General features: G+C 51.5%; 26 protein-coding genes. 23 read left to right on the top strand and 3 right to left on the bottom strand.

Translation table 11 applies throughout. The features are described 5' to 3' along the window. Together VB081_RS03190 and VB081_RS03185 are read right to left on the bottom strand one after the other, a co-directional pair. Window positions 1-409: DUF47 domain-containing protein (locus VB081_RS03190; protein WP_323399402.1), on the bottom strand; the 409-nt coding region annotated here is incomplete at its 3' end. A gap of 22 nt (window positions 410-431) precedes the next feature. After that, complete coding sequence (locus VB081_RS03185; protein WP_323399401.1) at window positions 432-1,484, bottom strand: inorganic phosphate transporter; 1,053 nt, start codon at window positions 1,482-1,484, stop codon at window positions 432-434. Between the two features lie 193 nt (window positions 1,485-1,677). Between VB081_RS03185 and VB081_RS03180 the strand changes: the two genes are divergently transcribed. The 19 genes from VB081_RS03180 to VB081_RS03090 all read left to right on the top strand — a co-directional run bounded on the left by VB081_RS03180 (window position 1,678) and on the right by VB081_RS03090 (window position 16,466). Further along, the gene (locus tag VB081_RS03180; protein WP_323399400.1) at window positions 1,678-2,472 is read left to right on the top strand and encodes an MBL fold metallo-hydrolase; all 795 of its coding nucleotides are present in this window, start codon (window positions 1,678-1,680) and stop codon (window positions 2,470-2,472) included. Window positions 2,473-2,488: 16 nt separating this feature from the next. Next, window positions 2,489-2,905 (top strand): hypothetical protein, encoded by a 417-nt coding sequence (locus tag VB081_RS03175; protein WP_323399399.1) that lies wholly within the window; start codon window positions 2,489-2,491, stop codon window positions 2,903-2,905. A 15-nt stretch (window positions 2,906-2,920) separates the two neighbouring features. Then, entirely contained in the window at window positions 2,921-3,394 is a 474-nt protein-coding gene (gene rlmH, locus VB081_RS03170; RefSeq protein ID WP_323399403.1) for a 23S rRNA (pseudouridine(1915)-N(3))-methyltransferase RlmH, read from the top strand. Between the two features lie 48 nt (window positions 3,395-3,442). Then, window positions 3,443-5,095, top strand: a complete 1,653-nt coding sequence (locus VB081_RS03165) for a glutamine--tRNA ligase/YqeY domain fusion protein (protein WP_323399398.1) — start codon at window positions 3,443-3,445, stop codon at window positions 5,093-5,095. A gap of 2 nt (window positions 5,096-5,097) precedes the next feature. Next, window positions 5,098-6,555 carry a glutamate--tRNA ligase gene (gltX, locus tag VB081_RS03160; RefSeq protein WP_323399397.1) on the top strand — a complete coding sequence of 486 codons (1,458 nt, stop codon included), beginning with the start codon at window positions 5,098-5,100 and terminating at the stop codon, window positions 6,553-6,555. Between the two features lie 9 nt (window positions 6,556-6,564). Beyond that, window positions 6,565-7,143, top strand: coding sequence for a hypothetical protein (locus VB081_RS03155; protein WP_323399396.1), 579 nt, complete (start codon window positions 6,565-6,567; stop codon window positions 7,141-7,143). 10 nt (window positions 7,144-7,153) lie between these two features. After that, window positions 7,154-8,119, top strand: a complete 966-nt coding sequence (locus VB081_RS03150; protein ID WP_323399395.1) for a hypothetical protein — start codon at window positions 7,154-7,156, stop codon at window positions 8,117-8,119. 118 nt (window positions 8,120-8,237) lie between these two features. Further along, on the top strand, window positions 8,238-8,528 hold the full coding sequence (gene rpsF / locus VB081_RS03145; RefSeq protein WP_323399394.1) for a 30S ribosomal protein S6: 291 nt from the start codon (window positions 8,238-8,240) through the stop codon (window positions 8,526-8,528). 58 nt (window positions 8,529-8,586) lie between these two features. After that, the gene (locus VB081_RS03140; RefSeq protein ID WP_323399393.1) at window positions 8,587-9,039 is read left to right on the top strand and encodes a single-stranded DNA-binding protein; all 453 of its coding nucleotides are present in this window, start codon (window positions 8,587-8,589) and stop codon (window positions 9,037-9,039) included. Window positions 9,040-9,064: 25 nt separating this feature from the next. Continuing rightward, window positions 9,065-9,313 (top strand): 30S ribosomal protein S18, encoded by a 249-nt coding sequence (gene rpsR, locus VB081_RS03135; protein ID WP_323399392.1) that lies wholly within the window; start codon window positions 9,065-9,067, stop codon window positions 9,311-9,313. 91 nt (window positions 9,314-9,404) lie between these two features. Beyond that, the gene (locus tag VB081_RS03130) at window positions 9,405-10,280 is read left to right on the top strand and encodes a DNA-3-methyladenine glycosylase family protein (protein ID WP_323399391.1); all 876 of its coding nucleotides are present in this window, start codon (window positions 9,405-9,407) and stop codon (window positions 10,278-10,280) included. A 38-nt stretch (window positions 10,281-10,318) separates the two neighbouring features. Next, window positions 10,319-11,041 (top strand): phosphatase, encoded by a 723-nt coding sequence (locus VB081_RS03125; RefSeq protein WP_323399390.1) that lies wholly within the window; start codon window positions 10,319-10,321, stop codon window positions 11,039-11,041. Window positions 11,042-11,106: 65 nt separating this feature from the next. Then, a complete protein-coding gene (gene dnaX, locus VB081_RS03120) occupies window positions 11,107-12,693 on the top strand; it encodes a DNA polymerase III subunit gamma/tau (RefSeq protein ID WP_323399389.1) in 1,587 nt (528 codons plus the stop codon). A 22-nt stretch (window positions 12,694-12,715) separates the two neighbouring features. Next, window positions 12,716-13,051: a YbaB/EbfC family nucleoid-associated protein gene (locus tag VB081_RS03115; protein ID WP_323399388.1), complete on the top strand. Its 336-nt coding sequence runs from the start codon at window positions 12,716-12,718 to the stop codon at window positions 13,049-13,051. Between the two features lie 5 nt (window positions 13,052-13,056). Then, window positions 13,057-13,647 (top strand): recombination mediator RecR, encoded by a 591-nt coding sequence (gene recR / locus VB081_RS03110; RefSeq protein WP_323399387.1) that lies wholly within the window; start codon window positions 13,057-13,059, stop codon window positions 13,645-13,647. Between the two features lie 20 nt (window positions 13,648-13,667). Beyond that, window positions 13,668-14,234, top strand: coding sequence for a uracil-DNA glycosylase (locus VB081_RS03105; protein WP_323399386.1), 567 nt, complete (start codon window positions 13,668-13,670; stop codon window positions 14,232-14,234). After that, the gene (locus VB081_RS03100; protein WP_323399385.1) at window positions 14,224-14,799 is read left to right on the top strand and encodes a uracil-DNA glycosylase; all 576 of its coding nucleotides are present in this window, start codon (window positions 14,224-14,226) and stop codon (window positions 14,797-14,799) included. Before VB081_RS03105 ends, VB081_RS03100 begins: the two co-directional genes overlap by 11 nt. A 184-nt stretch (window positions 14,800-14,983) precedes the next feature. Further along, window positions 14,984-16,207, top strand: coding sequence for a S41 family peptidase (locus VB081_RS03095; protein WP_323399384.1), 1,224 nt, complete (start codon window positions 14,984-14,986; stop codon window positions 16,205-16,207). A 7-nt stretch (window positions 16,208-16,214) separates the two neighbouring features. Continuing rightward, a complete protein-coding gene (locus VB081_RS03090) occupies window positions 16,215-16,466 on the top strand; it encodes a TM1266 family iron-only hydrogenase system putative regulator (RefSeq protein ID WP_323399383.1) in 252 nt (83 codons plus the stop codon). 46 nt (window positions 16,467-16,512) lie between these two features. On the opposite strand, the gene VB081_RS03085 is transcribed toward VB081_RS03090, so the two are convergent. Beyond that, window positions 16,513-17,760, bottom strand: coding sequence for a helix-turn-helix domain-containing protein (locus VB081_RS03085; protein WP_323399382.1), 1,248 nt, complete (start codon window positions 17,758-17,760; stop codon window positions 16,513-16,515). Between the two features lie 190 nt (window positions 17,761-17,950). Between VB081_RS03085 and nth the strand changes: the two genes are divergently transcribed. The 4 genes from nth to VB081_RS03065 all read left to right on the top strand — a co-directional run. Continuing rightward, complete coding sequence (gene nth, locus VB081_RS03080; protein ID WP_323399381.1) at window positions 17,951-18,571, top strand: endonuclease III; 621 nt, start codon at window positions 17,951-17,953, stop codon at window positions 18,569-18,571. Next, on the top strand, window positions 18,568-19,836 hold the full coding sequence (gene obgE / locus VB081_RS03075; RefSeq protein WP_323399380.1) for a GTPase ObgE: 1,269 nt from the start codon (window positions 18,568-18,570) through the stop codon (window positions 19,834-19,836). Before nth ends, obgE begins: the two co-directional genes overlap by 4 nt. Before the next feature lie 7 nt (window positions 19,837-19,843). Next, a complete protein-coding gene (yhbY, locus tag VB081_RS03070) occupies window positions 19,844-20,131 on the top strand; it encodes a ribosome assembly RNA-binding protein YhbY (protein WP_323399379.1) in 288 nt (95 codons plus the stop codon). Between the two features lie 3 nt (window positions 20,132-20,134). Further along, the coding region (locus VB081_RS03065; protein ID WP_323399378.1) for a nicotinate-nicotinamide nucleotide adenylyltransferase at window positions 20,135-20,479 on the top strand (345 nt) is incomplete at its 3' end.

Raw genomic sequence — 20,479 nt, 5'->3', positions numbered from 1 at the left:
ATTTTTTGAAATTCGAAAATTCCTGCATCGCTTTTTTGAGCATATCGCAGCAGGACACGATGATATCCATAAATTCGAGCGCTTCCGGACGGATCGACTGGATGTTGAACGTATAGATCTTGACGATCACGTCTTCTACGGCGTCCGTTACATCGTCGATATCCTGTGCAAGCGCGCTGACATCCTCGCGCTCTATGGGCGGAAGGAATTCGTGAAGCAGTACCTGCATCATTTCATGCTTCGCGCTGTCTGCGGAATGCTCTATTTCGTGGATGGAGTTCATGACGTCTTCGACCGTATTGGGATCAAAGCAGCGCAGCGTATCGTTTAACTGTGACGCAGCCATACAGGAATTATTGACCAGGTTTACAAACCCATCATAATAATTATAAGAACGTTTTCGTGCCATTGTAATCAAATCCTTTCTTTGATCAGAAGATCGCCATAAATAATAATGCCATCAAAAAGCCGATGATACCACAGCCGGGAAAAGTCAATATCCAGGCCATGAACATATCCTTGACCACGCCCCAGTTGACGGAAGACATACGGCGCGCGGCGCCTACTCCCATGATGGCGGTCGTTTTGGTGTGTGTGGTACTGACGGGCAGACCCGTCAGGGAAGAAACGAGCAGGCATGTCGTCGCGGACACATCCGCATCGAAGCCCTGATAGCCTTTTAAGTGAACCATATCCATACCCACCGCTTTGATGATGCGGTAGCCGCCGATGGAAGTGCCGAGCGCCATGACGACGGAGCACAAAATCATCAGCCAAATGGGGATTTCGAAGGAGGTAACGTTGGCCTGTCCTTGCGCAAGGAACAGGCCGAGCAGGAATACGCCCATAAATTTCTGGCCGTCCTGTGCGCCGTGCATAAAGGACATGGCGGCAGCGCCGCCGATCTGACCGCCGCGGAAAAATCTTGTTGTTTTCCGGTGGTCTTTGTATTTGCAAATGCGGGCAGTGAGCTTACCGGAAGCCCAGCCGAGGCCAAAACCGAGGCCTGTGGAAAGCGCAAGGCCGTAAAGCACCTTGACCCATTCCGCGCCGTTGATGCCGCCGAGACCGCCGTGCATCGCAATGGCCGCACCCGAAAGCCCTGCACTGAGCGCGTGGCTCTCGCTGGTGGGGATACCAAAGCGCCACGCGACGGTAGCCCATGTGACGATGGCGACCATAGCCGCGCACAAAGCGACGATGGATTCGTGCGGGTCTCCGCCGAAATCGACCATGCTATAGATGGTATAGGCAACGGTGGCGTTGATCATGGTCATGACGAATACGCCCAGAAAATTAAAAACAGCCGCCATCAGGATCGCGGGTTTGGGCTTTAGCGCCCGTGTGGAAACGCAGGTCGCGATCGCGTTGGGGGCGTCAGTCCATCCGTTGACTAAGATGACAGCGAGCGTAAGGATCACAGTAACCAAAAAAGCGGGGTTTGTACCCATTTGAGAAAGAAATTCTGTAAACGATATCGACATAAGCCATTTCCCCGATCAATCGTAATAATGATGGGACAAATAATGTCCTTTACTAGTATACTATAAAAAAGAAAAATATTGTATAGACAAAATGCAGATATCAAAAAAAGAGTAGAATGCAAACAAACACGTTGAAAAAAAAGGAAGATGGGTATACAATAAAGTGTATTGGAAATAAGGAAAGGCACAATATATGGGACTTGAGATCGCACCGCTTTTCAGTGGCTCCAAGGGAAACTGTATCTATATCGGAACCGAGCAGTCCAAAGTTCTGGTGGACGCGGGGTATTCGTGCACGAAGATATCGGCGGAGCTTAAGAAGGCGGGTGCGCATATGGAGGACATCGACGGTATTTTGGTGACGCATGAGCACAGCGACCATATCGGCGGTGTGGGCGTGATCTCCCGCAAATACGATATTCCCGTATATGCAAACGAGGAAACGTGGCAGCAGATGGAAACGCGTATCGGTGGGGTGAACACGAAGAACATAAGGATCATCGATGAGAAGGATTTTTATGTGAAGGAGCTGTGCATCCAGCCTTACGAGATATCGCATGACGCGGTACGGCCGTTTGGCTACAGCATCACGGCACAGGGGAAAAAGGTCAGTGTGATGACGGACTTGGGGCACGTGACAGAAAAAATACTAAAGCAGGTCGCGGGGTCTTCCATCGTACTTTTGGAATCCAACCATGATGTGGAAATGCTCAAGTGCGGGCCGTATCCGTATTATCTGAAACGGCGCATTTTGTCGGGCAGCGGGCACCTTTCCAACGACGACGCGGCGACAACGGCGTACAAGCTGGTTGCCTCCGGCGTGCGCGGGATACTGCTCGGGCACCTTTCGGAAAAAAACAATTTCTATGAGCTTGCATATGAAACGGTGTGCAGCTTTCTACAGCAAAACAATATTGTGATCGGTAAGCATGTTGCGGTGGGAATGGCGAAACGCGAAGGCGTGACGGGCGTTTATACCGCGATATAAACAGTGTGGAGGGTATATGGTAAAAAGAACGAAAATTGCAATTGCAGTGGTACTTGTAGCCGTGATGGCGATGGGGTTGTGCGCGTGTGCGCCTGCGGCAGAAGACGGGCTGACTGCGCTCGAGCTTGAGCTGCCGGACGGATCGACTGTCGATATGATGGAGCAGTCGAGCATTACTCTCACAAGCGACAATATTGGCAAAGAAGTCAAGCTGCGCGGCACGAAGATCGTGAATGGCGAGGAGATATCTAAGGAACTGAAAACGTATGAACTGAAGGAAGGATATAACGATATCACGGTGCATGTTGCGCTTGCGGACGACGCTACGGAGGAACGTAAGATCACGGTATTCGTTGAGCTGGCGGATGCGCCGCTGAAATCGAGCGAACCGTCGGATGCGGCGGAATCGCCAAGTGCACAAGCGAGCGAATAAGAAGGAGATACCGTCATCAAGATCAAGGTCATTTGTATCGGAAAACTAAAGGAAGACTTTTATACAAAAGCGCAGGCGGAATATACAAAAATGCTTGCGCGTTTTTGTGATGTCGTGATAGACGAGCTGCCGGACGAACCGCTGACCAACGTCAAAGGGGAAAAGGCGGAGACGGCGGTCAGGGAAGCGGAGGGCAGACGCATCCTTGCAAAATGTGAGGGATATGTGATCGCGTGCGATGTGCGGGCAAAGCAGCTTAGCTCAGAAGCGTTCGCGCAAAAGCTGGATACGCTTATGACGGGCGGGAGCAGCACCATAAGCTTTGTGATCGGCGGGTCGCTGGGGCTTTCTGACGAGGTGAAAAAACGTGCGGACTTAAGGCTGTCTGTATCAGAAATGACGATGCCGCACAGGCTGTTCCGTATTGTACTGTTAGAGCAGGTGTTTCGCGCGTTCAAGATACTAAACCACGAGACATACCACAAATAGTTATGATATAATATGTGTATTATTTATTTGGATTGATAGGAGCAGGAAATGGCAGAAAGCGAATCAAAAAATTTTATTGAAGAAATCATTGAAAGCGATCTAAAAAAGGGTGTTGTAGCCGAAGTTGTGACGCGGTTCCCGCCCGAGCCGAACGGATATCTGCATTTGGGTCACGCAAAGGCGATCTGCCTGAATTTCGGGCTGGCGGAGGAATATAACGGGAAATGCAACCTGCGTTTTGACGATACCAATCCCTTAAAGGAAGACGCTGCGTATGTTGACGCGATCAAAAAGGATATCGAATGGCTGGGATTTTCTTGGGACAAGGAAGTCTACGGCTCGGATTATTTTGAGTATATGTATGCTTGTGCACAGACGCTCATCAAAAAGGGACTGGCGTTTGTGGACGACCTGAGCGCCGAGCAGATGCGCGAATACCGCGGGACGCTTACGGAGCCGGGCAAGGAAAGCCCGTACCGCGACCGCAGTGTGGAAGAAAACCTAGACCTTTTCACACGGATGAAAGCGGGAGAGTTTGCGGACGGGGAAAAGATACTGCGTGCAAAGATCGACATGGCCTCCCCCAACCTCAACATGCGCGATCCGGCGATCTACCGCATTGTGAAATCAGCGCACCACCGCACGGGGGACAAGTGGGTCATCTATCCGATGTATGATTTTGCGCACCCGTTAGAAGATGCGTTTGAGGGCATCACGCATTCGGTTTGTACGATGGAATTTGAAGACCACAGGCCGCTCTATGACTGGTTTGTCAAAAATTGCGACTGTGAAAACGTACCGCACCAGTACGAGTTTGCGCGCCTGAACCTTACAAACACGGTGATGAGCAAGCGGTATTTAAAAAAGCTAGTGGATGATGGCGTGGTTTCCGGCTGGGACGACCCGCGTATGCCTACGCTTTCCGGCGTGCGCCGCAGAGGATACACACCGGAGGCGATCCGCGATTTTTGTGAGCGTATCGGCGTGGCAAAGGCAGTGTCTGAGGTGGATGTGCGTCTTTTGGAGCACTGCGTGCGCGAGGACCTTAACGCACATGCGCCGCGTGTGATGGCGGTGCTGCGTCCGCTTAAGCTGACGATCGAAAATTATCCGGACAATGAGACGGAAATGCTTACGGCTGAGGATCTGCCGGGGGGAGAAAGCAGGCATGAGGTGCCGTTTTCTAAGCACCTGTATATCGAGCAGGACGACTTTATGGAAGAAAAGCCGAACAACAAATATTTCCGCCTGTACGTGGGAGGCGAGGTGCGGCTAAAAAACGCATACATCATCAAATGCGAACGCGCCGTTAAGGATGCGGACGGAAATGTGGTGGAGGTCGTTTGCAGCTATGACCCGTCGACGAAATCCGGCGGTGAGAACAGTGGCAAAAAGGTCAAAGGCACGCTGCACTGGGTGGACGCCGACACAGCTGTCAGGGCGCAGGTGCGGCTGTTTGACCACCTGTTTTTGGAGCAGGAGGATGGCACGTACGTGACGAATGAAAATTCAATGGTGGTGCTTGACCATGTGCTTGTAGAGCCACACATCTTGTCGGCGCAAAAGGGCGACCGGTTCCAGTTTATGCGGCAGGGATATTTTGCCATCGACCCGACAGACAGCACGGATAATAAGCTGGTGTTCAACCAGATCGTAAGCTTGAAGGACAGCTTTGCCAAACAGGTATTGAAAGGAAATTGATCATGGAAGTTAGAACGAGATTTGCGCCCAGCCCGACGGGATACCTACACATTGGCGGCCTGAGGACGGCGCTTTACGCATTTTTGTTTGCGAAAAAACACGGCGGGAAGTTTATCCTGCGCATCGAGGACACAGACAGGGAACGGCTTGTCGATCAGGCAAGCGAGATCATTTACCGCACGCTTAAGGATACGGGGCTCGTGTACGACGAAGGTCCGGATGTGGGGGGCGAATATGGCCCGTATATCCAGTCTGAGCGCAAGGACATTTACCGCGAGTACGCGCAGGCGCTCGTTGAGCGCGGAGCGGCGTATTATTGCTTTTGCACCAAAGAACGCCTTGGCGACCTTCGCACACAGTGCGAAGCGAAGGGCGAACAGTTTAAGTACGACAAACACTGCCTTTCCTTATCGCCCGAGGAGATACAAAAGAATCTTGACGCGGGCGTGCCCTACGTCATCCGCCAGAACATCCCCGTGGAGGGAGAGACGACGTACAGCGACATGGTATATGGCGACATCACCGTGCCAAACAGCGATATGGAAGACAATATCCTCTTGAAATCGGACGGATACCCGACGTACAATCTGGCGAACGTGGTGGACGACCACCTGATGGGTATCACGCATGTGATTCGCGGGATCGAATATCTTTCCTCTACCCCCAAATATAATTTACTGTACGAGGCACTCGAGTGGAGCGTGCCGGAATATATTCATTTGCCGCCGGTGATGCGCGACAAGCACGCCAAGCTAAGCAAGCGGCACGGCGATGCGTCGTATGAGGATTTTATTGCCAAGGGATTCCTGTCCCCTGCGATCCTCAATTACATTGCGCTTCTTGGCTGGAGCCCTTCTGACAATCAAGAGATTTTTACGCTGGGAGAGCTGATCGACGTTTTTGATGTGTCGGGCATCAGCAAGAGCCCGGCGATCTTTGACGTGGAAAAGCTTACGTGGATGAACGCGGAATATATCCGTGCGCTTTCTGAGGAAGAATTCATCAAGACGGCGATGCCGTATTTTGAGCAGGCCATCGATCCGGATAAATTCGACTTGCCGCTTTTGACGCGTCTGATCCAGCCGCGGCTTGAGGTGTTTACGGATATCCCCGGAAAGGTCGCGTTCCTTACCGAGATGCCGGAGTATGACATCGACCTTTACAACCATAAGAAAATGAAGGTCACGCCGCAGAGCGCGCTTGTCAATATCGAGGCGGCTTATCCTGTGCTGCGCGATCTGTCGGAATTTAATGAAACGGCGATACATGACGCGATGATGGAGCTGGTTGAAAAACTGGGCATCAAAAACGGACAGCTTCTGTATCCGCTGCGCGTGGCGATCTCCGGTGTGGCGGTCACGCCGGGCGGCGCGATCGAGATCGCGTATTTGCTGGGCAAACACGAAACACTCAGCCGGCTTGAAAAAAGTATTGCGCTGCTGAAAGAGCAGCTTGTATAGGAGGTTTTTATGCCAGGACAAATGCTAACACCACAATCGGTACCGGACAAAACAAAGATAGGCGGATGGCTCGCTTTCATCGGCTTTAGGATCATTGTCGGCCTTGTTGTAAACATCGTAGGGCTGGCGGCGATGTCGGCGAATAAAGCACAGGGCATGTATTATTTCTACGGAACGGATATCATGCTTGTGTTGATCACTTGTCTGGGCGCGGTGACGCTGGTTTTTTATTTCCTGAAAAAGAAACCTTTTGTTTTTCTGTATATTGCATGCGTGGCGCTGACGATCGTTAATAATGCGATCGTGCAGGGCGGTGCGATTTTGGCGATACAAATGACCGTGGAATCTCTGCTGATCGCTTATTTGCTGATGTCGCGCCGGGTCGCTTATATATATGACTTTCATATCAAAGCGAACGCGATCCCGCATTATGAGGGAGAGGCGATGCCTGCTGCTGTCACGGGGCTTGACGCTAGACAGGAAAAGGTGTTTGCCGACCTGCGTGAGGCAAAAAAACAGCACGACGAAGGAGATTTGTCGGACGAAGCATTCAAGGAAATTAAAAGAAAGCTGCTGCTTGCGCTTTAGGAGGTCGGATATGAAAAAAATGATAGCGGCGGTCGCGGCGGCTTTATTGATCGTACTATGTGCGGGAACGGCGTTCGCGCAAAGCAAAGAATACAGCCTGCCGGAATTGAATCTGACGGTCATGCTTCCTGATGGATACCTTGTGCTGACGGACGAGACACTTGACGATGCACAGGTACAGGACACGCTTTATGACTGGTATGGACTGGACGCGGAGGCCGTACGCGATTCGTTCGAAGAACAGGACATCTATCTGGATGCGCTGGAGATGGACGGCGAGAATGAATTCATGATCAGTATGACGCGGGACGAAGAAGATAGTGTTCCATCTGTGGCGACGGCAAATTTCAATCAGATCCTGATAGAAGACCTGCGGGATTCGCCGGAATATGTCGATCAGCAGGTAGAGTATTTCAAAAGCGCGGATTATGCGGAGTGGACCGGCGGAGAGGTCGCGGACGTTAAAAAGGTGTCGACAGACGACGCGCTCTATATTTCCTATCACGTCATTGTTGAGGTGGACGGCATCGAGTATGACGAGCTTCATTATATGACGGTCAAAAACGGACAGTATATGGATTTCGTGCTGCGTGAAAATGGCGGCAGCATTATGCCTGAACATGAACAGATGATGGAAGAAATCATGGGCAGCGTGAAAATCGAACAGGTGGACAACGAGGTTTCGAGAAAAATGGTCGCGCAGGCGCAAGCGAGCACGGCGGGCGTTATTATCGGGATCGTCCTTGCGGCGATCGTTGTGCTGGGCTCTTATATAAAGTATAAGAAGCGCTTAAGTGCAGAACAGGCGCAGGCAAACCAAATGGCAAGTCTTGAGCGCGATACAGTTTTGCGCAACAACACCACCGAACAAGCGAAGTATTTGATAGGGCGGCTTACTGTGCTGCGGGACGAAGGCGCGATCACGCAGGAGGAATATGAGCGCAAGGTTGGGGAGATCGGAAAAAGGGGCGTTTGAGCAGGCTCCTAGAATCACTTGACTTTTTCATAAAGAGTAAGATATAATATTTTGATGTAGCGTCCTTGCTCTGCGGACAAAAAGCAGGGCCATTAGTCCATGAGGAGGTGAATTACGGATGACAAAGTATGAATCAATGTATATTTTGAAGCCGGATATGGAAGAGGAAAAGAAAGACGCGCTCGTAAAGAGATTTTCTGATATCGTCACGAACAATGGCGGTACGGTCGAAAAGATCGACGAGTGGGGCAAAAAACGTCTTGCTTACCCGATACACTATATCAATGACGGCTACTACGTACTGATGCACTTTGAAGCCGAGTCGGAACTGCCGACCGAGCTTGAAAGAAACTACAAGATTTCAGACGACGTATTGCGTTTTATGGTTATCAATCTTGACGCGAAATAGGAAATGGGCGCAGGTATGTTTTTATGCCTGAAAACGATTAAAAAAGGATGGTTCCAGTATGAACAAAGCGATTCTGGTTGGAAATTTAACAAGGGATCCTGAACAGCGCACGACATCGAGCGGTATATCCGTCACCAGCTTTACAGTGGCGGTACAGCGCAGGTATAAAACGCAGGACGGACAGCAGCAGGCGGATTTTATTCCGGTGGTTTGCTGGCGCGGACTTGCGGAAAACGTGGCGCGGTTCTGTTCGAAGGGTTCTAAGGTTGGCGTTGTGGGTACGATCCAGACGCGCAACTACGACGATGCAAACGGTGTGAGGCGCTACGTGACCGAGATCATCGCGGACGAAGTTGAATTTTTGAGCAGCAGGCGCGACGGCCAGGGAGGCGGTCAGGGCGAGTATGTTCCGCCGAGCGAGCCCCCGCAGCAGAATGCTAACGCAGATGATCTGTTTGCGGAAGAGCTTTCTGATTTCCAGCCGTTAGACGATGCGGAACTGCCTTTCTGATTTCTAAGTAAAGGAGTATCTTATCATGAGTGAAGATAGAGCAAGAAGACCTATGCGCGCAAGACGTCCGAGAAGGAAAGTTTGTATGTTCTGTGCGGATAAGGTGGAATCGATAGATTACAAAGACCTTGTAAAACTGAGAAAGTTTATCACGGAGCGTGGCAAAATTATGCCGAGACGCGCTTCCGGAACGTGTGCAAAGCACCAGAGAGAGCTTGCGATCGCGATCAAGCGCGCAAGGATCATGGCGCTGCTGCCGTATGTATCTGACTGATTGGATTTTACAGTAAAAGGGCACGCATTTTATGCGTGTTCTTTTTTTTGCGCGCTGTATTTGAGCGGCTGTTTATGGTATACTAAAGCACATGGAAGTAAGTTTTCTAAGTGGTGCGGTGGTACTCACAGGCATGACTTGTTTTGAACCGCGGCACATTTTTGACAATGGACAGACGTTCCGTTTTGATGAAGTGGCGCATGGGGTCTTTGAAGGCGTTGCGCACGGCCGTTTTCTGCGGGTTACAAAGAACGGGGATACGGTCACGCTGTTTCCTTCGTCGGCGGACGAATACAACGGCATCTGGAAAAATTACTTTGATCTTGAAACGAATTATGACGGGCTTTTTTGCGACTGCGGGGACGAAGCGCTCAGGAAAGGCCGCGAATATGGCTGCGGGTTGCGGTTGCTAAACCAACAGCCGTTTGAAACGCTGATCGCGTTTATCGTATCGGCTAACAACAATTTGAAGCGTATCAAAGGTATTTTAAGGCGGATATGCGATCGTTGCGGACAGCCGTTTTTGTTTGAGGGGAAGACATATTACGCGTTTCCGAAACCGGCGGAGCTGGCGGCGATGGATGAACAGGCGCTTAAGGAATGCGGCAGCGGATATCGTGCGCCGTATATAAGAGAAGCGGCGCGTATGGTCGCGAGCGGTTTTGACTTAGAAACGTTGCGTGCAAAAAGCTATCCGGATGCAAAAAAAGAGCTCGTGAAGCTGCCCGGCGTGGGGCCAAAGGTTGCGGATTGTATTTTGTTGTTTGCGCTGGGGTTTCGGGACGCGTTTCCGGCGGACGTATGGATCAAGCGGGTGCTAAAGGAGCATTACGGCTTTGAAGGGAACGACAGGCAGGCCTACGCATTTGCTAAAGAAAAATTTGGCGAATATGCGGGCATTGCACAGCAATATCTGTTTTTCTGGCAGCGTGACAAAGAGAAACAGGATGACGAAGACAATATTTAATTTAAATAAATTTTTTTGAAATTTAGCGGAGGTAGGAAATGGAACTTTTGGTGGATACGCATACGCACACGGTCGCGAGCGGGCATGCTTATTCTACGGTACGGGAAAACGCGATTTTAGCAAAGGAACTGGGGATGGAGGCGATCTGCTGTACAGACCACGGCCCGGCGCTTAGGAACGGCGCGGTTGATTTTATTGTGACGGTATTGCCGGCAGCACCCGATGTGATGGAAGGGATACGCGTATTCAACGGTGCGGAAACGAACATCGTTGATTTTGAGGGCGGCATCGATATTCCTGACAAATTTATGCGGTTTACGGATTTTGGCATCGCTTCTATGCACGACATTGTGATCGAACCGGGGACAAAGGAACAGAACACGAACGCTATGCTGGGCGCTCTCGCCAACAAGTATATCGACGTGATCGGGCATCCGGGCAATCCGCATTATGATATCGACAGGGAAACGCTTGTAAAGGATGTGAAGAAACGGGGCAAGCTGATCGAGCTCAACAACCATTCGTTTATATACCGTAAGGGCAGCGAGCCCAACTGCAAAGATTTTCTTACGCTGTGCAAAAAGCACGACGTGCGCATCACGGTTTCCTCGGACGCGCATATCTGTTACCGGGTAGGCGCATTTGACATGGTGAGGGAAGCGCTTAAGGAAGCGGAATTTCCACAGGAGCTCATTGTGAGCCGTAATTTAGAGACGTTTAGCGGCTATATCGAGGAACGCAAAAACAGGTTAAAAGGGTAATTCAGTTCCCGATTTTTACCGCCTTTATGGTATAATGAGAAAGACAAAAAACAGGAGAGCGATCTATGGCATATAAAACGCTGTACCGGGTGTTCCGGCCGTCCACATTTGACGAAGTATACGGACAACAGCACATTACAGATATTTTGAAAAAGCAGATCATGTCAGGGCGGCAGTCGCATGCGTATTTATTTTACGGCCCGCGGGGCACGGGGAAAACGAGTACGGCGAAGATCCTTGCGAACGCACTCAATTGCCTCGACCCTCAAAACGGGAATCCGTGTGGGAAATGCGAGGTATGCAGGAGCCTGAAGGACGATGCGTTTGTGGATATCGTGGAGATCGACGCAGCGTCCAACAATAGCGTGGATAACGTACGCGACATCCGCGAAAAGGTATCGCTTTTGCCAGCGCTTGGAAAGTATAAGGTATATATCATCGACGAGGTGCATATGCTCTCGCCGGGGGCGTTCAATGCGCTGCTGAAAACGCTGGAGGAGCCGCCACCGCACGCGGTGTTTATCCTTGCGACGACGGAGCTCAGGAAGCTTCCGGGGACGATATTGTCTCGCTGTCAGCGGTATGACTTCAAGCGGATATCTGACGAAGATATTGTCGCGCGCTTAAAGGAGGTTGCCGGCAAGACAGGTGTTTCTTATGAAGAAGAAGCGATCGATATGATCGCGCAGTCGGCGGAAGGCGCGATGCGTGATGCGCTTTCGATCATGGATCAATGTATCGCGGGCAAGGAACAATTGACGCTTGCGGATGTGAACGACGCCATGGGCGTGGCGGACAGTGTGCAGCTAAAGGCGCTGTGCGACGCAATTTTGGAGGAAAACCAGAAGCAGGCACTTTTGTCGGCAAATGAAATGATACAAACGGGCGTGGAGCCGCACAATATCCTGCGCGACGTCGTGGTGGAACTTTCCGCACGGCTTGCGCGCGACGTAGGGGACGCGTACAAGTGCGCGAACCTGCTGCGTGTGCTGGAGGTGTTTATCTACAACCAGAACACGCTGCGTTATGCAAGCACGCCGGACGCGGTGCTGATCGCGGCGGTGGTGCGCGCGGCGAGCAATACGACGGATGTGGACACCAAGGACATGGAGCTGCGCGTAAAGAAGCTTGAGCAACGCGTAGAAAAGCTCGCGGCAGGCATTGCGCAGGGCGGGCTTGATACAGTGGTAAAGCAGACAGCGCCTACTTTAAAACCAACTGTGGAAAAGCCGCCGGAGAGCAAACCGGCAGCACAGTCTGCGGCGATCGATGCCATCGAGACAGAGGAGCAAAAGGAACAGGCAGTGCAGGAAAAAGCAACCATTGCCGTATCAGACGATGCTGCACTCAAGCAGTTTAAAACGCTGGTGGCGAGCGAACTTCCTGTTTTGGCACCGGTCACGGCGTCCATCAAAAGGATGGTGGTGCGCGGGAGCATTCTCGACCTTTACGCGGACGAAGCGGACGGCGCACTGATGGATATGCTGAAAAAAGAAGAATATGCGGCGCAGATGAGCGATATCACGGCAAAGATATTCGGACACCCGATGGTGGTGGATATCGTTTATGAAAAGGAACAAAAGAAGGAAGAAAAGAGTATACAGGAACAACTGGCAGAGCTGGTTGGCAAAGATAAAGTTATCATAAAATAAATCGATCATGGAGGAATGAATCATGGCAAAAGGTGGATTCCCGGGCGGGATGAATATGCAGAATATGATGCGCCAGGCGCAGCAGATGCAGGCAAAGATGCAGGAAATGCAGGCGGAGCTTGAGGAGCGCGAGGTGGAAGCGACGGCGGGCGGCGGTGTGGTGCGCGTAGTCGCGACAGGGAAAAAGATGGTTAAGAGCATTGAGATCAAGGAAGAAGCTGTCGATCCGGATGATGTGGAGATGCTGCAAGACCTGGTCATCGCGGCGGTCAACGAAGCGCTTGCAAAGGCGGACGAAATGATGCAGAGCGAGATGGGCAAGATCACCGGCGGGATGAATCTCGGAGGGTTGCTCTAAGCGATATGAATTTGCAAGCGTATTCAAAGCTGGTAGCACAGTTTTGTAAATTGCCGGGCATCGGCGCGAAAACGGCGCAGAGGCTGGCATACTATATACTAAAAATGCCTGAGACGGAAGTGAAGCAGTTTGCTGTGGATATGTACGATGCGCGCCGCAAGGTGAAATATTGTGCGGTGTGCGGTAATCTGTCCGAGGGCGAGGTATGCGAGATATGCGCGGACGCGAAACGTGATCCCTCGATCATCTGTGTCGTGAAGGATACGCGCGATGTGTTTGCGATCGAAAAAACGCACGAATACCGCGGGCTTTATCATGTGCTGGGCGGCACGATATCGCCGCTTGAGGGCATCGGCCCGGACGATATCGCGATCAAACCGCTTCTTGGGCGGCTGACGGACGAGGTCAAGGAAATCATACTGGCGACCAATCCGGACGTGCAGGGCGAGGCAACGGCAGCGTATATCGGCAGGCTCCTAAAGGGCTTTGGCGTGAAGGTGACGCGTATTGCGCACGGCATCCCCATTGGGGCGGAGCTTGAGTATGCGGACGAGATCACGCTCGCAAAGGCGCTCGAGGGACGGACGCTTGTTTAGTGTAACGGGGAGGCTTCCCAATGTATGATGATTTCAAGACACTATATGAAACAGCGATGCAATGTAAAAAATGCAGGCTGGCAGAGCAGCGCAAGCATGTCGTGTTCGGCGAGGGAAACCTCAAAGCGGATATCATGTTTATCGGCGAAGGGCCGGGAGCGCGAGAGGATGAGCTCGGACGGCCGTTTGTAGGGCCTGCCGGACAGCTTCTTGATAAGATGCTCGACGAGATCGGCCTAAAGCGTGCGGATGTGTATATCGCCAATGTGGTCAAATGCCGCCCGCCGAACAACCGTGACCCGCAGCCGGATGAACGTGCTGCGTGTATGGATTATTTGCGCGCGCAGGTAGCGTTTATCAAACCGAAATTTATTGTGTGCCTCGGGCGCATCGCGGCAGGGGTGATACTCGGGCGTGATGTGAAGATGATGAAGGAACACGGGATGTGCACCGAGGTCAAGAACTTTACGATCATGCCTACCTTCCATCCGGCGGCGATGCTGCATAACCCGGACTATGTAGAGGGCGCGAAACAGGATTTTCAGGTGTTGAAAAAGAGATTGGGAGAGCTTAACATTGCTCGATAGATTATATCATGAGATCGATACTTTTTATGAAGATACGCCGCTTGTGTTCGGCGACGGAAACAGGCAGGCAAAGCTGCTTTTGATCGGCGAAGCGCCGGGCAAAGACGAGGTGGCGCTGGGACGGCCGTTTGTCGGTAAGGCGGGCAAGAACCTAGATGGTTTTTTGCAGGTGATCGGTCTTGCGCGCGAGGATATTTATATCACGAACGTATGCAAGTTCCGGCCGCATAAGATCAGCGAAAAGGGACGGGTATCCAACAGGCCGCCCACTAAGCAGGAGATCGCCATCGCGGCGGATTTTTTGCTAAAAGAGATCGGCATGATCGCTCCGCAGACGATCGTGACGCTGGGAAACACACCGCTGCGCGCGGTGCTTGGCGATTTTTCCGCGAATATCGGTGCGTATCACGGACAGGCGCAGCCTGTCCATGTTAAGGGGCAGGCATATACGCTGTTTGCGCTGTATCATCCGGCAAGCATTATTTATAATCCGCCGCTCAAAACGACGTATGAGCAGGATTTGGGACGGCTTGCCGACTATCTTTCAAATACGAACAAAAAATGAATCTTTGTGCATAGGAATAACAAAAACTTGCTTTTTGATTTGGGAATGGGTATAATTTAGCTGTAACAACTTTGTAATATTTTTTTGTAATATTTTAAACGGGCGCACAGCTGACCGGTAAGACGGGAAGGTGCGTTGTTTGATTGGGAGCATTTAGCTTGCAAAAGACGGAGGGTATAGGTATTTGGATAAAAAGAAGATCATAGTGATGTGTGCGGCAATCGCCGTGACAGCCAGCTTTGTGACAGGATTATTCGTATATTTTTTCCAGACCTCGCAGATGCGGGGCAATGAACTTCGCGTAGACGGCAAGGGCAATTATGACGATCTCAAAAAATACATGGAGATCAGCGATCTGGAGCTGCTGATCAATGAGAACTTCTATCAGCAGGTGGAAGAAAAACCGATGCTCAACGGTACGCTAAAGGGGATGGTCTCTGCGCTTGGCGATCCATATTCCGTCTACTATACAGAGGATGAATACAAGGAGTATAAAGCCAAGAGTGAAGCGGATTTAGCGGGCATCGGCGTATCGGCGGGGCCTTATCAGGGGAGCGGACAGCTAAAGGTTGAGCGGGTATATTCCGGTAGTCCGGCGGAGTCGGCCGGGATCAAGGAAAACGATGTGATCGTGGCGGTCGACGGCGTTGCGCTGGCAGGGCTTGATTATGAAAGCGCTTTTAATATGCTCAGGGGGCCGAATGGTTCCAATCTGACGCTTACGGTGGTGTCCGGCGGACAGCCGCTCGATATCCCTATTACGCGTGCGACGTTTGAAACGCAATACGTGACATACGCGATGCTCGATTCCATCGACGACTGGAACATCGCGCAGATCGTGATTTCGGAGTTCAACGGGAATTGTGTGGAAGAATTCAAAAACGCGATCGAATTTTTGAAAAATGAAGGCGCGGATGGTGTGATCATCGATGTGCGCGGCAATATGGACGGAAGTGTGAAGAACGCTGCGGATATGCTCAATTTGATCATTCCGGAGGGGTCTCTCGGTTATTCTGTCGATAAGAACGAGCAAAAGGATGAGATGACGGCGGACGCGGATTATTTCGATATCCCGGTCGTTGTATTGACAGACGCAAACAGCGCCAGCGCCGCGGAGATTTTTGCGGGCGCGGTACAGGACAGGGCGCGCGGCAAGGTCGTGGGTTCCAAGACCTATGGCAAGGGCGTGATCCAGGTCATCATGGATATGCCGTATTCGGGCGGAGGCGTGAAGCTGACGACAGCGGTATATTATACCCCTAACGGCAACCTGATCAACGGCGCGGGCATTACGCCGGATGTACCCGTCGATCCACCGGCAGACCTGAGCGCGCTGACGTTTGAAACGGATACGCAGCTGCAGCAGGCTATCGCTACGCTCAGGGAAACGGGCATCGCCCAGACTTAAGGGAGCTATGAACAGGATAGGTATCATTGCGGTTATCATAGAAGAGCACCGTGAAAGCGTCGGTGAGGTAAACCGGATATTGACTGAGTATTCGGACTGTATCCATGCGCGCATGGGCGTGCCCAACAAGGAAAAGGATATCTACGTGATCTCGCTTGTTGTGGAGGTCACGACAGAACAGCTGGGGGCGATCACCGGGCGGCTTGGAAAGCTTCGGGGTGTGAGCGTCAAAAGTATGATGACAAACAAGACGTATTGAGTAAATAAAGAAACAGGAGGCGTGAAAACGCTTCCTGTTTTTTGTTTTACAGTATTGCGCCGATCCGGATCCGCTTTTTTAAATATAGGACGACCGCTGCGGCGATGATGGCAATATATGCGAGCAAGAACAATAACTCGATTGTCTCGACATAATGATTGTACGCGATTTGGTCGACGCGGGAATATACGGTGACGCGCGACAGGTCTTCGTTGTAATCGAATAGGCTGGCATCTTGGTTACGCCATGTAAACGGATAGTCTTTACCGGCTGCGTCCGTAAGAGAAGTATCGTGCCATAAATCCTTATCCCTCTCCTCGTAGTGTCTTATGATCTCGCCGGTCTCTTCGTCATTGACGTCGACCCTGCGCCCGTCACTATCAACGGAAATAGGCATTTCTGCATACTCTTTGAAATCCTCAAACGATGTAAAGGTCTTGCCAGATGCGATGTCGCTGATACTTGTGTGCAGGTTTGTTTGCAAAGCGCCGCACCCAATCAGCGCGGCGGCACATATACCGATACACACGAGCCGCAGACGCGCGTTTCGTTTCTCGGCGTGTTTGTATGCATCTCCCAGCTCGTCTTTATGGGAAATGATCACTGGGACAAAAAAGGAGAAGACAAGGCAAACGACAAGTGCAAAAAACAAGTACAGAGGAAGGAAAAACAACCAGGTATTGCGGGGCATGATGGAATCGATGCTCTGATATCCTGTCATAAAGGGCAAGACACAAAACAGGACAAAAATATTCAGATAGCAGACCACGAAAAACATCTGCCATGAACGGTACAAGGAAACACTCACGTCTTTTCTGCCGGATTCAGTCCCGCCGAGGGCGAGCCGCAAAGTGCTGAGACAGTCTGCCTGTAATATCAGGCTTGCGGCAATGAGCACGACGGCAAGGCCGATCCCGACCACAGGGGCACGCAGTCCAAATCCGAAAATCACCATCGATATCAGCGCGCTTACGGAAATGAATGCAGCGAGCAGCGTACGCATACGGTATTTGGATACGGAATTTTTGATCAGATAGGAAATCTGCTGCTGCGCATGCGCAAAGGTCTCGTCATTCGCGGCCGGATTTTTTTGACCGCGCAGCAATTCGTCTGTAGTAACACTGAACAGTTCTGCGATCACAGGGATGAGCGCAAGTTCAGGAGACGATTCGTCGCGTTCCCAGCGGCTCACGGTTTTATTGGATACATGCAGACGATCCGCAAGCTCCTGCTGTGTCATGCCGCTGGCTTTGCGCAGTACACAGATAAAGCTACCCATCGTTTTTTTATCCATATTCGGTTCTCCTTTACATTTGTCTGATACCTGTATTCTACAAATGCGTCACATAAAGCTCCAGCCAAAATAGCGGGAATCACTCCCGGATCATGGGAATTTGCTGTTTTTATTGTACCAGAGAGAAGATATAAAAACAAAAACAGCGTTTTATTGATAAAAAGATTTTTTTTGTGTTAAAATAAATAGTATGGATAAAAATAAAGAGATCATTGAGCGATTGAGAAAAGAATACGGGGATACCGAGTCTGCGCTCGACTACGAAAATCCTTATGAGCTTCTGGTTGCGACGATTCTGGCGGCGCAATGTACTGATGTGCGCGTGAACATTGTGACAAAGGAGCTTTTTAAGAAGTATCCGTCGCCGAGAGAGCTGGCACAGGCCGATCTTGCGGAGCTGGAGGGCTACATCAAGACATGCGGGCTTTATAAGAACAAGGCGAAAAACCTGATCGCGTGTGCACAGCGGCTGATGGAAGAATTTGGCGGAGTCGTGCCGCACACGGAGGAGGAGCTGACGTCGCTTGCCGGGGTGGGCAGGAAGACGGCGAACGTGGTGCTTGCGTTTGCGTTTGGCCTTCCAGCGTTTCCGGTGGATACGCACGTGAAGCGGGTGTCTAACCGCATTGGCTTTGCACATTCCGACGATCCGAACAAGGTTGAGGAAGAAGATAAAAAAATAATCAGGAAAGAGGACTGGTCACAGGCGCACCATTGGCTGATCTGGCATGGGCGTAAGGTATGTAAGGCACAAAAACCGCTTTGCGATATCTGCTGTATATCCGATCTGTGTCCATATAATAATAAATGATCGTAGATAAGGTAACCATATTCATCAAAGCGGGCGACGGCGGTAACGGCGCGGTCTCTTTCCGGCGGGAAAAATATATCAATGCGGGCGGCCCTGACGGCGGCGACGGCGGCAACGGTGGCAACGTCGTTTTTATGGCGGACCCGGGTATGCGTACACTGATGGACTTTCGGTATCATAAAAAATACAAGGCGCAACCCGGCGAGAACGGGAAAAAGAAAAATATGCGCGGAAAAACGGGCGACGACCTGATCATCAAGGTGCCGGTGGGCCCTGTCGTCATCGACGCGGAGACAGGGCGCGTTGCGGCGGATATCCGGGAGGCGGAAGGTGTGACCGTGCTGCGCGGCGGCGCAGGCGGCAAAGGCAACGCGCGCTTTGCAAATTCTGTGCGCCAGACGCCGCGCTTTGCGACGCCGGGCAAAAAAGTCGTGGAGCGCGAAATCGTACTGGAACTCAAATCCATTGCGGACGTAGGGTTGGTCGGTTTTCCTAACGTAGGAAAATCAACCTTGCTTTCGTGCATCACCTCTGCGCGCCCGAAAATAGAAAACTATCATTTTACGACGCTCACGCCCAATCTGGGCGTTGTCAAAACGTACGATTATGACTTTATTATCGCGGATATCCCGGGGCTCATCGAGGGCGCGTCCGACGGCGCGGGGCTGGGACACGCGTTTTTGCGGCACATCGAGCGGACGCGGATGATCGCGCATGTACTGGATATCGCGGGCAGCGAGGGACGCGACCCGTTAGACGATTATGCCAAGATACGTGAAGAACTTAAAAAATATTCGCAGCCGCTTTCGCTCCGCCCGGAGATCGTTGTGGCAAATAAGGCGGACTTGCCGGAGGCGGCCGAGAACCTGAAACGTTTTATAGAAGCGTATCCTGACAAGCAGGTCTTCCTGATTTCGGCGGCGACACACCAGGGAACGGACGAGCTGAAGGCTGCTATGATGGAAGTGTTAAAGACGCTGCCCGAGGAGCAGGTGATCGAGGAAGAAGGCGTGCTTGAAGAATGGCAGATGCAGGACAGCGAGTTGACGCTAGAAATCGGACGCGCAGAGGACGGCGTGCTTGAGGCAAACGGGTCGCTGATCGAGGAGATATTCTCGCGCATCAATCCGGACGAGCCGGATTCTATGCGGCATTTCCACAAGCTGCTGCGTGACATGGGAATTTTGAAGCAGCTTGTGAAGGCGGGTGCAAAGGATGGGGACACGATCAGATTAAACGGCGAAGAGTTTGACTTCGTGGAATGAGGAATGTATGTTGACAAGTAAACAACGGGCGAAGCTGCGCGGTATGGCGCAGCACCTAGAGCCTATCGTGCATATCGGCAAGGACGATGTGACGGACAATATTATCACGCAGGCGGACGACGCGTTGGAAGCGCGTGAGCTTATCAAATGCACAGTGCAGCAAAACAGCGGCGTTACGGCAAGAGAGGCTTGTGATAAACTATGCGAAGCGCTTGGCGCGGACGGGATATCTGTTTTGGGACGGAAGTTTGTTTTGTACCGCGAATCGAAGAATAAGAAAAAGATCGAGATATAAAAGATGGAGTACACAGGAAATCTGGCAGGCGCGGGGCGCACAAAGATCAATTATCCATACCGGAAGGTCGGGATTTTGGGTGGGACGTTCAATCCGCCGCACAATGGTCATGTGGATATGGCACAGCAGGTGAAGATGGAGTTTGCATTGGAGGACGTTTACCTGATGCCGTGCGGCACGCCGCCGCACAAGTCGGATGATCTTGCCTCTACGCAAATGCGGCTTAAGATGACGGAGCTGTGCATCGCGGGGGAAGACGGTCTTAAGATACTGGATATTGAGACGAAGCGCAAAGGGTACACCTATACCGCGGACACGATGCGTGCGCTGAAAAAGAAGAATCCGGAA

The sequence above is a fragment of the Christensenella sp. genome (assembly GCF_034927525.1).
In the GTDB taxonomy this organism is placed as follows: domain Bacteria; phylum Bacillota; class Clostridia; order Christensenellales; family Christensenellaceae; genus Christensenella.
Note: the sequence above shows the minus strand (reverse complement) of the source record. Positions and strands in the feature narration are given on the sequence as shown.

Bases quoted from the DNA above. Each gene is read 5' to 3' on its own strand.
- VB081_RS03140 (WP_323399393.1), top strand. From the start codon at position 8,587: ATGAACAAAGCGATTCTGGTTGGAAATTTAACAAGGGATCCTGAACAG.
- dnaX (WP_323399389.1), top strand. From the start codon at position 11,107: ATGGCATATAAAACGCTGTACCGGGTGTTCCGGCCGTCCACATTTGAC.
- VB081_RS03175 (WP_323399399.1), top strand. From the start codon at position 2,489: ATGGTAAAAAGAACGAAAATTGCAATTGCAGTGGTACTTGTAGCCGTG.
- VB081_RS03115 (WP_323399388.1), top strand. From the start codon at position 12,716: ATGGCAAAAGGTGGATTCCCGGGCGGGATGAATATGCAGAATATGATG.
- recR (WP_323399387.1), top strand. From the start codon at position 13,057: ATGAATTTGCAAGCGTATTCAAAGCTGGTAGCACAGTTTTGTAAATTG.
- VB081_RS03090 (WP_323399383.1), top strand. From the start codon at position 16,215: ATGAACAGGATAGGTATCATTGCGGTTATCATAGAAGAGCACCGTGAA.
- VB081_RS03105 (WP_323399386.1), top strand. From the start codon at position 13,668: ATGTATGATGATTTCAAGACACTATATGAAACAGCGATGCAATGTAAA.
- VB081_RS03165 (WP_323399398.1), top strand. From the start codon at position 3,443: ATGGCAGAAAGCGAATCAAAAAATTTTATTGAAGAAATCATTGAAAGC.
- VB081_RS03085 (WP_323399382.1), bottom strand. From the start codon at position 17,760: ATGGATAAAAAAACGATGGGTAGCTTTATCTGTGTACTGCGCAAAGCC.
- VB081_RS03150 (WP_323399395.1), top strand. From the start codon at position 7,154: ATGAAAAAAATGATAGCGGCGGTCGCGGCGGCTTTATTGATCGTACTA.
- VB081_RS03180 (WP_323399400.1), top strand. From the start codon at position 1,678: ATGGGACTTGAGATCGCACCGCTTTTCAGTGGCTCCAAGGGAAACTGT.
- VB081_RS03185 (WP_323399401.1), bottom strand. From the start codon at position 1,484: ATGTCGATATCGTTTACAGAATTTCTTTCTCAAATGGGTACAAACCCC.
- VB081_RS03130 (WP_323399391.1), top strand. From the start codon at position 9,405: ATGGAAGTAAGTTTTCTAAGTGGTGCGGTGGTACTCACAGGCATGACT.
- rpsR (WP_323399392.1), top strand. From the start codon at position 9,065: ATGAGTGAAGATAGAGCAAGAAGACCTATGCGCGCAAGACGTCCGAGA.
- rpsF (WP_323399394.1), top strand. From the start codon at position 8,238: ATGACAAAGTATGAATCAATGTATATTTTGAAGCCGGATATGGAAGAG.
- obgE (WP_323399380.1), top strand. From the start codon at position 18,568: ATGATCGTAGATAAGGTAACCATATTCATCAAAGCGGGCGACGGCGGT.
- nth (WP_323399381.1), top strand. From the start codon at position 17,951: ATGGATAAAAATAAAGAGATCATTGAGCGATTGAGAAAAGAATACGGG.
- VB081_RS03155 (WP_323399396.1), top strand. From the start codon at position 6,565: ATGCCAGGACAAATGCTAACACCACAATCGGTACCGGACAAAACAAAG.
- VB081_RS03125 (WP_323399390.1), top strand. From the start codon at position 10,319: ATGGAACTTTTGGTGGATACGCATACGCACACGGTCGCGAGCGGGCAT.
- gltX (WP_323399397.1), top strand. From the start codon at position 5,098: ATGGAAGTTAGAACGAGATTTGCGCCCAGCCCGACGGGATACCTACAC.
- yhbY (WP_323399379.1), top strand. From the start codon at position 19,844: ATGTTGACAAGTAAACAACGGGCGAAGCTGCGCGGTATGGCGCAGCAC.